This is a genomic window from Stutzerimonas kunmingensis, from assembly GCF_014764705.1.
Taxonomy (GTDB): domain Bacteria; phylum Pseudomonadota; class Gammaproteobacteria; order Pseudomonadales; family Pseudomonadaceae; genus Stutzerimonas.
Window position 1 is genome coordinate 49,729 of record NZ_JACXXG010000001.1, and the last position, 12,171, is coordinate 61,899.

At 59.4% G+C, this 12,171-nt stretch carries 9 protein-coding genes; 8 read left to right on the forward strand and 1 reads right to left on the reverse strand.

Annotation, left to right across the window (positions count from 1 at the left end):
- Positions 1 to 52: 52 nt before the first annotated feature.
- The 4 genes from IEG05_RS00290 (at position 53) to IEG05_RS00305 (ending at position 3,014) form a co-directional block, all read left to right on the forward strand.
- Positions 53 to 640 carry a hypothetical protein gene (locus IEG05_RS00290; RefSeq protein ID WP_191121427.1) on the forward strand — a complete coding sequence of 196 codons (588 nt, stop codon included), beginning with the start codon at positions 53 to 55 and terminating at the stop codon, positions 638 to 640.
- Positions 641 to 751: 111 nt separating this feature from the next.
- Positions 752 to 1,036 (forward strand): type II toxin-antitoxin system HigB family toxin, encoded by a 285-nt coding sequence (locus IEG05_RS00295; RefSeq protein ID WP_042919453.1) that lies wholly within the window; start codon positions 752 to 754, stop codon positions 1,034 to 1,036.
- A complete protein-coding gene (locus IEG05_RS00300) occupies positions 1,033 to 1,449 on the forward strand; it encodes a helix-turn-helix domain-containing protein (protein WP_224742613.1) in 417 nt (138 codons plus the stop codon). The genes IEG05_RS00295 and IEG05_RS00300 overlap by 4 nt, the downstream gene beginning before the upstream one ends.
- Positions 1,450 to 2,030: 581 nt before the next feature.
- Entirely contained in the window at positions 2,031 to 3,014 is a 984-nt protein-coding gene (locus IEG05_RS00305) for an Rpn family recombination-promoting nuclease/putative transposase (RefSeq protein WP_042919452.1), read from the forward strand.
- A gap of 167 nt (positions 3,015 to 3,181) precedes the next feature.
- Here IEG05_RS00305 and IEG05_RS00310 read toward each other — a convergent pair whose 3' ends face one another.
- On the reverse strand, positions 3,182 to 4,309 hold the full coding sequence (locus tag IEG05_RS00310; RefSeq protein WP_191121428.1) for a tyrosine-type recombinase/integrase: 1,128 nt from the start codon (positions 4,307 to 4,309) through the stop codon (positions 3,182 to 3,184).
- A gap of 42 nt (positions 4,310 to 4,351) precedes the next feature.
- On the opposite strand from IEG05_RS00310, the gene IEG05_RS00315 reads away from it, so the two are divergent.
- The 4 genes from IEG05_RS00315 to IEG05_RS00330 all read left to right on the forward strand — a co-directional run bounded on the left by IEG05_RS00315 (position 4,352) and on the right by IEG05_RS00330 (position 12,164).
- Positions 4,352 to 4,693, forward strand: coding sequence for a helix-turn-helix domain-containing protein (locus IEG05_RS00315; protein ID WP_191121429.1), 342 nt, complete (start codon positions 4,352 to 4,354; stop codon positions 4,691 to 4,693).
- Between the two features lie 167 nt (positions 4,694 to 4,860).
- A complete protein-coding gene (locus IEG05_RS00320) occupies positions 4,861 to 8,283 on the forward strand; it encodes a beta strand repeat-containing protein (protein ID WP_191121430.1) in 3,423 nt (1,140 codons plus the stop codon).
- A gap of 143 nt (positions 8,284 to 8,426) precedes the next feature.
- Positions 8,427 to 9,962: a class I SAM-dependent methyltransferase gene (locus IEG05_RS00325; RefSeq protein WP_042919450.1), complete on the forward strand. Its 1,536-nt coding sequence runs from the start codon at positions 8,427 to 8,429 to the stop codon at positions 9,960 to 9,962.
- An 84-nt stretch (positions 9,963 to 10,046) separates the two neighbouring features.
- Complete coding sequence (locus IEG05_RS00330; RefSeq protein ID WP_042919449.1) at positions 10,047 to 12,164, forward strand: hypothetical protein; 2,118 nt, start codon at positions 10,047 to 10,049, stop codon at positions 12,162 to 12,164.
- Positions 12,165 to 12,171 lie beyond the last annotated feature (7 nt).

Genomic DNA, 12,171 nt, shown 5'->3' on the forward strand with positions numbered 1-12,171 from the left:
TTAACGCGTCGTGACATTAACCTGATCTCACTATGGATTTCGGGGGAAAACAATGGGCGCCTTGGGTAGCGGACGTTGGCTGCGTGATGATCGTCATCGTCGTGTGCATGAGGTAGAGCAGCTGGATGTACGGCAGATGCGCCGGGACGGATGGCTGGAACCGGGGACGTTGGTGCGGATCGCCAGCGGCCGGTTGCCTCGGGAATACCTGATTGAGCGCGAGTCCATCATCGTGAGCGAAGGCCTTGATGTACAGGAAATAGCCCTGCGATGGCGTTCTTGCCGCCTCGGTGGCGAGCGCCCGGCCTTCGTTTGCCCTTACTGCCCACACGCCGTCTACCTGCTCTATCGCCGCCAAGGGCGCTGGTGCTGCCGCCGCTGCGCTCGCCTGCGTTATGAAAGCCAGCTGATGCCGCCTCTGTTGCGTGACATCGAGCGTGCTAACCGCTTGCGTCGGCGCCTTGATCCACATTCGTGCCTGATGCTGCCGTTACCTGAGCGGCCGGCGGGGATGCATGGGCATACCTATCAGCGCCTGGTTGCACAGATTGTCGCTCTGGAAAGCGGACTCAAAAGCGATGTACAAGCACAGGGGGAGGCGGCGCGGGAGTATCTACAGGCCGTAGTTGGCGGTTTGTGACTTACGTAGCGTCCTTCCATCCTAGCCAACCAGGCCAGTATCCGATCGATTCGGGATCACTGATTCCCTCTTTCGGCTTGTTTAAATCTCAAACTGAGATATTCTAGTTACATGAAGATCATCAGTAACAGCGCGTTAAGAGCCTTCGCGGCGCAACACCAAGGCGCTGAAGGCCCTTTACAAGGCTGGCGCCGGGTGATCGAAAGAAACCGATTCTCCAATTGGGCTGAGCTCAAAGCCGCATTCAATACCGTCGATAAGGTCGGCGAGCTGGTGGTTTTCGATATCGGTGGCAACAAGTACCGGTTGATCTCTTACATCCGCTTTGAAAAACAAATCGTTTATATCAAGGCGGTCCTCACACACCGGGACTACGACAAAGGAGCATGGAAATGATGAGTGCGCATATCGATATGAATCGCCTGCTCCCAGCTTGGGAGCAATTTCGAAGTGAAACTGACATCGCTCCGATTCGAGACGAGTCTCACTACGAGCGTATGACGGTCATGCTGGAAGCTTTGCTTGATGAGGCGGCCAGCGATGAGCAGCACCCTGCTATGGGCTTGGTTGATATTATCGGAGATCTGATCGAGGACTATGAAACCGAGCATCACCTGGTGCCGGAAGGCACTGGGGTGCAAGCCCTGAAATTCCTGATGGAGCAGCACGGGTTAAAGCAGGGTGATTTATCCGAAATTGGAAGCCAAGGCGTTATCTCCGAAATCATAGCTGGCAAACGGGAAATGAACATTCGGCAGATACGTAAGCTCAGCGAGCGGTTTGGCGTGTCGCCGGCCACCTTTATCTGACAAGCAAAGGTGAGCGCGCCCGCGGCCGTGTTGCCAAGATTCGCTCGGCATCGTCTGCCGACTGGAAGCTGTGGTGCAGGGTGATTGATGGAACACTCCCCGCAACTCGTAGGACTTCTGATATACGCCTCGGCTGCTGAGCGCATTACAGATCTGCTTGTGAAACTCAGGATGGACGTCCAGCGGGTAAAGATGTTGCCACGGGTACTCATCCAGTAGCGCCAACGCAGCTTCCCAGCTGCTCACCCAAGGGCTACCGGTTGCCGGATCGGCGTCTTCTTCCAGACTTTCAATGAGCGTCGTTTCGTTGGTCGTGAGTCGAAAGCGCCAGGCTCCGTCTGCTTGGTGGCCCCGCAGCTCAATAGAGCCGCCTTCGCTGCCGACCTTGAGAATGGTTTGCTCGGTAGTGGGCATGGTGTCTTCTCCTTGAAAGCCAAGCCGGAACACGCACGATGCCCGAGCCTCGCCCTAAAAGCCAAGCGCGGTGTTCGTCTGCCGCAGTATCGGCCACCGAACGATCAATCTTCGTCTTTAAGCGCCTGAGCGTTACAGTATCGGGCTATCTATGCAGATGGTTGCTCATGACCCACGACAACGATGCCTCGTACAAGCTGCTGTTCTCCGCGCCTGAGCTGGTGCGGGATCTGGTGATGGGCTTCATCCCTGACGAATGGCTGCATAGCCTGGACTACAGCACCCTGGAGAAAGTCCCCGGCAGCTATGTTACCGACGACCTGCGCCACCGGGCCGATGATGTGGTCTGGCGGGTTCGCGCCGAGGGTGAATGGGTCTACCTGTACATCCTGATCGAGTTCCAGAGCACTGTTGATCCGTTTATGGCGGTGCGGATGATGACCTACGTCGGTCTGCTGTATCAGGATCTGATCCGCGCTAAAGATATCCTGCCGCATCGCAAACTGCCGCCGGTGCTGCCGATCGTGCTCTACAATGGCGATGCGAAGTGGACGGCCGCTACCGATGTGGGCGCGTTGATTCCCAAGGTGCCAGGCTTGGTATCCAAGTACATGCCCAGGCTGGAATACCTGCTGATCGACCAGAGTCAGTACACCGAGGCGGATCTGTCAGAGCTGAAGAACCTGGTTGCGGCGGTGATCCGCTTTGAACATTCTGAAAACGCAACGGTGCTGCTGCGCCTGATCGACCTGTTAAGCAACTGGTTAGAGGATAATCCGGAGCTCAAGCGCACTTTTGCCATCTGGATTCGTGCGGTACTGTTAAGACAAAGCAAGAACACTTTGGTATTGCCTCAGGTGCAAGACCTGAAGGAGTTGAAGATGACACTGGCAAAGAGCTTTGACGCTTGGGCCCAGCAGCATGAGCAAAAGGGCCTTGAGCAAGGTATCGAGAAGGGTATCGAGAAGGGGATCGAGAGGGGTATTGCCCAAGGTGAAGCGATGCTCCTGCAGCGCCAGCTCGCACGTCGTTTCGGCCCCCTGCCGGCGGAGGTCACAGCACAGATCTCGGGCGCTTCGGCAAGCGAGCTTGAGCTGTGGGGCGATCGCGTGCTCGATGCATCCAGCCTGGACGATGTCTTTCAGGCCTAAGTGAGAGAGGCGGACCTTCTACACTGGCGAGCCCCCGCCAAGCGAGGGCAACGGCTTCGTTACTGAGCTGGTAAGGCTGCGACCGGCGCGGGCAGAAGGGTACTCGCCGGCGAGAAAGCCTGTCCTAGCGCTTCAACGGCAGTATTGGCTGCGGCCAGCAGGGTTTCCTACGAGAGGTGGCTATAGCGCTGGGTGGTCTTGATCTGCGTGTGACCCAGGATTTTCTGCACCTCGTAGATCGAGCGTCCAGCGTTGATCAGGAAGCTGGCAAAGCTATGGCGCAGGTCATGGATACGCACATCAGGCAAGCCTGCCCGTTTACGGGCCGTATTCCAGGCGTAGAAGATCGATACAAAGGGCTTGCCGGTGTCCGGGTTTGGAAACACCCAAGGGCAGTTCTGCAAGGCCAAAGGCCAGCTGGCCTGTTCAGCATGCACCGCCCCCAACAGGTTCAATACCCCATCTGAAAGCGGTACGTGCCGGGCCTTGCCAGACTTGCTGATTGGGATTCGCCACCGCCGTGTGCTTTGATCAAAGTCGGACCAGCGCGCATCCAGTACCTCACGCTTGCGAGCGCCGGTCATGATAAGCATCGGGATGATGTACTGCAGCATCCTCGATTCGCTGGTCTGAAGGGCGGCATACAGGCGTTGTGCTTCGTCCTGGGATAGGTAGCGCTCCCGTTTGTTGTTCTCTTCAAACAGGGGAATGCCGGCCGTGGGATTCTTGCTCACGCCTGGGGTTTCCCACTTCAACGCAAGGTTGAAAATGTATCGCATCAGGATCAGCAGGCGATTGGCGGAGCCAGGCGCAGCACCGCTCGCACGCCGCCCGTGGTGCAAAGCGACTATGTCGTCCTTCTTGATCTGGTCCAGATAGCAATTGCCGAAGGCGGGCAGCAAGTGGTTACGCAGCAACGACTCATCGGTATCCCAGGAGCGCTTGTAGCCCTTTATAAAGGGTATGTACCGCTCTTGAACGAACGCGGCCAAGGTCGGAACCTGTCTGAGCACCGCCTTCTCTTCGAACGGGTCTTTGCCCAGCGCGATCTGACCGCGTAGCTCGTCGGTGCGTTTACGGGCTTGTTCGAGGGAGACCACGTTGGCATCGCCAATGCGCAGCTGGCGCTGTTTGCCTCGCGCATCGACATAGCGGACGTACCAGGTACGTCCGCCGCTTTCCCGAAGCTCCAGCATCAGCCCTTTGCACTGAGCATCCCAGACATTTTCCTTTGTTTTGCCTGACGGGCAAGAAAGCTCACGGAGCCTCTTTGCCGAAAGCGCGATGACACTCATAATGGTCTCCAGACTTTTAAAAACTACTAAAGGATATGAATCGTGTCTAAAGATACATTAAACAATCCTGCACAGGAAGAGATGTTGATCGTTTCGATGATCCGTGCAGCCCGTGGCGTGCTCGGTTGGAGCCAGCCAACCCTGGCCAAGCGCTCGGGGGTTTCCCTCATCGCCTTAGCGCGGCTGGAGTCCAATGCGGTCAGTCCACGCCTGTCGACGGTATCGCGCCTAAAGGCCGCAATTGAGGAGGCGGGGATTCAGGTGATCGAGGGTCAGCCATCGGGTGGCTTTACCTTGCAGGTAGGCGCCCGTGCGATTGGCCATGCGGCGGAAAACGCCAGTCGGAACCAGGTGGGACGGGAAGAGGACGGGGGATACGAATAAAGCTGTTGTAAATCAGTTAGTTATCGAGATGATGGGGCGTTTTGTAGTGGTCCCATCGGTTTCCTCCCACTGGCGGCAAGTAGGAAGACGGTAGGAAACGCCGAAAAAGATATTTAAAATGTCTCTAAGTGATTGATTCGACTCGCCCAAATCTTCAGTAAAGCTTGGTGGCTCACCGGGGTCTGGATAACTTCGCCGGCACCTCGGGCAACGACACGATCATTGGTTCGATTTCCACAACTGGTACTGATCTTGACACCCTCAGCACCCTGGATATCGTCAACGGTGGTGCAGGTATCGACACGCTGAAGATCGCATCCTCCCTACCAGCCATCGTTCTGCCGAACATGACCAACGACGAAGTGGTTGAAGTCGAAGGCACCGCTGGCGTGACCGTCGACACCTCCGCTGTCGCTGGCGTGACCGACCTGAACGTCCTCAAGCACGGCAGCGCTGCTGTTGGCGCTACGGCCGCTGCTACGACCAACGTCGCTGTTACCCTCAAGGAAGCTGGTGCTGCTGGTGCCCCGCTGACTCATGCCGTCAATGGTGGCAACAACGTCACCGTGACTGCTGCTGATGCGGGTGCTGCTACCGCCGATGTCGATACCATCACCATTGGCGGCACCACCGCTGCCAAGGGCGATGTGGTCGTCAATGTGACCGGCAAGGCCTACGACGCAGCCGCTGCTCAGATCGACCTGGGCGCCGTCACCGTCACCGGCGGCAAGACCGTTTCCGTGACCCAGAAGGCCTCTAGCGACACCAGCAAGGCTGCCGCCGATACGACTGCCAACAAGGTTGTTCAAGGCGCTGTCACCGTCAACGCCAACACCGAAACCACCACCGTTACCGTCAAGCAGGACGCTACTGTGGCGGCCAAGAACGCGGCCAACACCACCGGCGGCGTGACCGAGACAGCTACCATCAAGTTTGGCGCGCTCAAGGGTGGCGATGCGCTGGCCATCAATGGTCTGACCTTCACTGCCAAGGCGGGTGTTGACCTCACCGCTGCGGAAGTGGCTGCTGCCTTCTCCAACATGGTGAGCGGTCTGGCCAATCCCAACACCGATACCCAAGGTTCGCAAGTGACGGCCAAGGGCGTCTTCACCGGCGCTTTCAATACTGGTGCAGTTCTTCAAGCTGGCACTCCTGCTAAGGGCACTGGCTACACCGCTGCTGCCGCTTCTGGCGACACCGTGGTCTTCACCGCTGCGCGTGCCAACCAAGACGCTACCGACCTGACCGCCACCCTGACCAACACCTCCGGTAACTCTGTTGCCCCCACTGTCACCGTCGTGCAGGGCCAAGCTCACAACGCAACGCCTGCTGGCGGCGTGATGGGTGTGGATGCAGGCAAAGTGACCATCACTGGTACCAATGCTGGTGCTGACGCCACAGCCGTCAAGACCATCACCGTGGATGGTTACTCGGCAACTCTTTCCGCAAGCACTGGCAACACCACTGCCCTTGAAACCCTGAACCTGTCCAACGGTGGCGACTTCGCCCTGACGCAGGCTGCTGCCACCCTGGCACTGAACCTGACCAACGTCGGTACTGCTGCTAAGTCCGAAACGCTGACCAGCGCTTCCGCGCTTGAGGCGCGTGCTGCCATCAATCTGGATGCTGCCAGCGCCATCAAAACCCTGAACGTCAAGAGCGAAGGCACGAATACCGTGTCTCTGGACTTGGCAGCTGGTACGACTGCCCTGAACGTCAGCGGTACTGGCCTGCTGGATGCCAAGACGGGTTCCGACCTGGGTGGCGTGACGACCATCAAGGTGACTGAGACCGCCGGCCTGAACCTGGTGACGAATGCTACTACCGCTATCGCTACCACCAACGTGACTTCGGTGGACACCACGGGCACGACGGGAGCTGTGACCATTGCCATCGATGGCACCAAGGCCACCTATACCGGCGGCGCCGGTGTGGACAAGGTGACCATCACCAACGCCAACACCGCCATTGCCAAGGCCATCGACCTGGGCGCCGGTGACGACACCCTGACGCTGAACGTCGTGGGCGCCACCACCGTGGCCGTCCCGACGGTTGACCTGAAGGGCGGCGACGGCGTTGACACCATCGCCCTGTCCGCTGCGGACGCTGTAGCCCTCTCGGCCAACGGCACCTTCGCTGGCAAGATCGACGGCTTCGAGAAGCTGAGCATTGGCAACGCAGCGGCTGCCGGCACAGTCAATCTGGCCAACCTCGACAACATCAACTACGTGGTCAGTGCCAACTCTGACTCGGTTGTGGAAGTTGCCACGAAGGAAGTCATCACGGTTGATTTCAGCGTTCCTAACTCTGGTGCTGTTACTGGTGCCGATACCATCGAATTTGCTGGCACGACGCTGACGCTGAATGGTGGTGAAACTGCTGCTCAGATTGCGACTGCTTTCTACGGCAAGACCTTCACTGGCTGGGATGTCACAAGCGTTGGCGGCACCGTGGTGACGCTGACGCGCACAACCGGCGGTGATCTTGCTGATATCGGCACAGGTGACTTCACTATTACCGATGCAGGCGGTGGTGATCTGCCGGCAGTTACGGTCAAGACGACCACCCAAGGTGCTGCTGCTCCCGCAACCGCTGCAGCCCTGACCATCGACAAGATGGCCAGCGGCGGTACGCTGGAGCTGACGGCAGTTGGTGCTGGTGCCATTGTGAACGTGACCGATGCCATCAAGGGCACTAAGGGTCTGAACGTTGTTGTGAACGCTGCAAATACAGTTGTTGGGGGTGTTACAACTACCTTGGGCACCGTCAAGGCTGCTGAAGTTGAAACCATCAACGTGAGCGTGGCCAACAAGACGACCACCTTCTCGACCGTGTATGGCGATGTAAAGGTTGCAGATCCTGCTTCTGTCAGCACCCTGGCTCTGGACGCTAACGCCGCCAAGGCTGTTACAGTGACTGGTGCTGGCAATCTGACGTTGTCTCTGTCCGACAGCAGCACTTTGGTGGGTGGTGTGACTACTTGGAGCAGCTTGGCTGCCAAGGTCGCGACCGTGGACGCCAGCGCCGCAACTGGTGCCCTGACGCTGGATCTGACGAACCACAACGGTGTGGCCGTGACAGTGACTGGCGGCGCTGGTAACGACGTGCTGTCGGCTTCTGTAGGTACCAACGCCAAGGCCGACGTGCTGGTGGGCGGCGCAGGTAACGACACCCTGAACGCTGGCTCCAACGGTGCCAAGCTGACCGGTGGTGCAGGCAACGACCTGTTCGTGCTGACCGCTGGCACCAAGGAATCCAACACCTACAGCAGCATCTTGGACTTCCAGGCGGGTGATGTGCTTGAGTTGATCGACATTGGTGACCACAACGTCTCCATTTTCGCCAAGCTGAGCGCGGTGCTGAACGAAAACACCGCTACCTTCGCCAACTATGTCGATGATGCCATCGCACAAGCTGGTGTGGGTGAGGCTGTCTGGTTCAACTACAAGGGCAATGCCTATGTAGCGGTCGACAACACGAACCAGAGCACGGTGTTCGAGAATGGTGTGGACGCGATCATTGAGCTGGTCGGCATCGACCTGGCCAACGCTTCGTTCAACAGCAACCATGGCACTGTGGCCCTGATCTAATCTCGCAAGAGACAAGCCCTGCAACATGGGGCTTGAGGTCTAAAGCCTTCCCAACCCCATCCTTCGCAAGAGGGGTGGGGTTTTTTCTGAGTGCATCGATTTGCCATGCCTTCAGAAAAAACCCCAGCATAAAAGGACATGAAATGAGCGACTGGACCGCCGGCTACGTCGCCGATATTGGCTACACCTACGGCTACTACACCGAACTCAATCCACTGCGCGTGCGCCTGGCGTTTCTGAATGCGGGCCTGGTGCCGCCGGAAGTGGGCAGCGCTTGCGAGCTCGGCTTTGGCCAGGGCATGAGCGCCAACCTGCACGCAGCCGCCAGCGCTGTGCAGTGGGCGGGCACCGACTTCAACCCCGCCCAGGCGGGCTTTGCGCAGGAGTTGGCCCGCGTGGCGGACTCTGGCGCCCAGCTGTTTGACGACGCGTTCGACGCGTTCTGCGAGCGCACCGACCTGCCCGAGTTCGACTACATCGGCCTGCACGGCATCTGGAGCTGGATCAGCGACGAGAACCGCGCCGTCATCGTCGATTTCGTGCGTCGCAAGCTCAAGGTGGGCGGGGTGCTCTACATTAGCTACAACACCCAGCCCGGCTGGGCCGCCATGGTGCCCATGCGCGACCTGCTCACCGAGCATGCCGAAGTGCTGGGTTCGGACGGTGCCGGCATTGTCAGTCGCATCGACAGCGCGCTGGCCTTTGCCGATCAGTTGCTGGCTACCAACCCGGCGTATGCCCGTGCCAACCCGCAGATTGCCGAGCGCATCAAGATGATCAAAGGGCAAGACCGCCACTATGTCGCCCACGAGTACTTCAACCGCGACTGGCAGCCCATGGCCTTTGCCAGGATGGCGCAATGGCTGGCCCCGGCCAAGCTGCAGTGGGCCTGTTCGGCCAATTACCTGGATGCGATCGACGCGGTTAACCTCAGTGCCGAGCAGAAGATGCTGCTGGCCGGCATTCCCGACCCGATGTTCCGCCAGACCACCCGCGACTTCTGCGTGAACCAGCAGTTTCGCAAGGACTACTGGGTCAAGGGTGCGCGCCAGCTCTCCGCGCTGGAGCAGGCCGAAGCGCTGCGTGCCCAGCGCATTTTGCTGGTGCAGCCGCGCGCCGACGTCAGCCTCAAAGTTACTGGCAGCTTGGGCGAAGCCAATCTTCAGCAAGCCGTCTACGGCCCCATCCTCGACCAGCTCGCCGACCACAAGTCCAAGTCGCTCGGCGACCTGGAAAAGGCACTGCAGCCTGGCGGCATCCGTTTCGTGCAGATCAACGAAGCCGTGATGGTGCTTGCCAGCGCCGGGGTCGTGCTGGCCGTTCAGGACGATGCTGCCACCGCCAAAGCAAAAAAGCGCACTGACCGCTTGAACCTCCACTTGATGCTGAAGGCTCGCAGCAGCGACGAACTGAACTACCTCGCCAGCCCGGTCACCGGCGGTGGCGTTACCGTGCCACGCTTTCAGCAGCTGTTTCTGCTGGCCAGACAGCAGGGCCACAAACAACCCCAGGACTGGGCTGGCTTCGTGTGGAATATCCTTGACGCGCAAAACCAGCGCCTGATCAAGGACGGCAAGACGCTGGATACTCCAGAAGACAATCTTGCCGAACTCACCACTCAGGCCTCCGAGTTTGCTGAGAAACACTTGCTTATCTTGAAGGCCTTGCAGGTTGCGTGAGGGTAGCCTACGAGCCCTGTCCTTCTGACGAGGGGCAGGGTGTCTGGGAGCATCTTCCCCAACACCAGAACCCAGGATTTTTCCATGCGTTTCTTTGCGCTGGCGCAGGATGTGGCGCTCGATACCAATCGCATCCACCGCATGTATTGGGGCGTGGACAACCCGCATGCCCTGACGCTGGAGCGCCTGTATCTGGACGTGGGGGTTGAGGTTCAACTGGTTGCGAACCAGTTGAAACAACTCCCAGAAACAGCCTTGCAGGCACAGCCGGATGAGACCGCCCAAGCGGACTCAGATCTGTTGCCGCTCGGGCTCAATCTGGTCAATGAAGATGCCTTGCTGGGCTGGCCGCATTTCCCTGCCCGGCTGGGCCGCATTTCTTCACGGCCCGCCGAAGGCGGCCTGCGCTTTCACCTGGAAGATCAGCCCTTACCTGCGCAGCTCTTGGCTTTGCGCGCACGCAAGTTCGACAAGCACCATTGGCGCTTTGCCGTGGTCAACGGCTTTGGCGCCGCTCTGGGCGATTGCACCATTGGCATCACTGCGTTCCGGGTGGTGCTGCGCTGCCTGCAGCGACACTTCCCTTCACTGAGCCGCGACATTTTGTTAGGCCCGGGTAGCAGCGCCGCCACGGCAGACATTCTAGGCCATGCACCTGGTGTAGAGCGCGTATTGTTTCAACCACTGACTGCTGCCGAGTTTGCCCAGTACGACGGCTATTTCGATTTCTCCAATCTGACCAGCCGCCCTGGATTCAGCGAAATGCCAATTGTGGATTGGGTACTCTGGTGGTGCGGCCTGGCGCCACAAGATGTGCCCCCCACGCAAAAGCGTAATCAGGGCCATATCCACCAGGATGCTTGGCAGGCCGTGCAAGTCCTGCTGCGCCAGCGGTCCGGTAAAAAAGTGCTGTTCAACCCTAAAGCCTCGGTGGCCCTGCGCTCCATGCCCGAGGATGTGGCGCGACGCTTTGTTCAGCGCCTGCTAGAACTGAGCCCGGATATCCAATGGGTCATCGACCAACCCCTCGCCTTCAAGCACAAACGCCTGACGGATCTCTCCGGCAAGATCACCACGCCCGAGATGTTCAAGGCCCTGGTCGGGCATATGGATGGGGTGATCACTGTGGATACGTTTGCCCTGCACCAGGCCGACATCAGCGCCACGCCCTGCGTCACGCTGTGCAGCAGCATTGCGCCTAGCTTCTATCCCTATTACCCCCACAACACTGCCATCGGTATTCCTGGTTACGACACCTTGCCCGCCTACAGGCGCCCCAAAGTGAATGACTCTGAGTGGGAGGCGTACAAAAGCGCCTACCACGCCGCCTGGGCCAGCCTGGACCCGGTAGAAGTGCTGAACCTGCTGCGCACCAAAATCGACGAAAAAATGGCGGATGCCTTGGCCCCGAAAGCGGCTCAGCCCCAGGCCCATCCACAAGCATCGCCCAGTCTCACCATCGGGTCGCCGCTCCCACCCGCTAGCTGCGAGGTGCAGCAAGGCAGGGTGCCCCGTCTCAAGCGCCAGCGCTTGGCCCCAGAACACGCTTGGGCCAGCCAGCGTTTTGCGGTGCTAACCGAGCAGCTTGTGCAGCCCGGCTCCATCGCTGTCATGGCCTGCGCGCCTGATGCCTCACTGGTACTCACCCTGGCCGAGCGCATCGCCCCACACGGCGAGTTGATCGTGCTGGAGGCGCGTGCGCCACTGGCACGCAATGTGGAGACTGCCCTGCATCTGGCAGGCTCGCCTTGCGCCGCGCGGGTACTGCAGGCCGTGAGTCTGGGCGGTGCGCAGCACGCCAACATCAATGTGCTGCAGCCTTGGTCCGAGAGCCATTCCACCGAATGGGGCAACCTGCCCGCTGTGACCACCGTGCCCAGCCAGCCGTTGGACTCACTGGCGCTGGCGCACTGTAACGCCTTGCTGGTTCAGGCGCCCATGCACTTTGAGCTTTTCGTCCACGGCGCACTGGAAACCTTGCAGCGCTGTCGCCCCTTTGTATTGATGACGCCTGTCAGCCGCGAGGAAGCTACGGCCGTGCTCCAAGCGGCGCAGGCGGCCCATTACGACTTCTGGGTGGAAGCCGCCTTGCCGGACACGGAGCCTGCTACCGCCGCATCTGCATCCGCCTGGCTGCTGGTCGGCGTGCCGCGCGAGCGGCCCGTCCGTGTATCGGGCTTTACCCCACTGAGCCTGGAGTGAGCGCAAG

What these genes read in the sequence shown, in the direction of transcription:
- IEG05_RS00290 (WP_191121427.1), top strand. Translation starts at nt 53, where the DNA reads ATGGGCGCCTTGGGTAGCGGACGTTGGCTGCGTGATGATCGTCATCGT.
- IEG05_RS00295 (WP_042919453.1), top strand. Translation starts at nt 752, where the DNA reads ATGAAGATCATCAGTAACAGCGCGTTAAGAGCCTTCGCGGCGCAACAC.
- IEG05_RS00300 (WP_224742613.1), top strand. Translation starts at nt 1,033, where the DNA reads ATGATGAGTGCGCATATCGATATGAATCGCCTGCTCCCAGCTTGGGAG.
- IEG05_RS00305 (WP_042919452.1), top strand. Translation starts at nt 2,031, where the DNA reads ATGACCCACGACAACGATGCCTCGTACAAGCTGCTGTTCTCCGCGCCT.
- IEG05_RS00310 (WP_191121428.1), bottom strand. Translation starts at nt 4,309, where the DNA reads ATGAGTGTCATCGCGCTTTCGGCAAAGAGGCTCCGTGAGCTTTCTTGC.
- IEG05_RS00325 (WP_042919450.1), top strand. Translation starts at nt 8,427, where the DNA reads ATGAGCGACTGGACCGCCGGCTACGTCGCCGATATTGGCTACACCTAC.
- IEG05_RS00330 (WP_042919449.1), top strand. Translation starts at nt 10,047, where the DNA reads ATGCGTTTCTTTGCGCTGGCGCAGGATGTGGCGCTCGATACCAATCGC.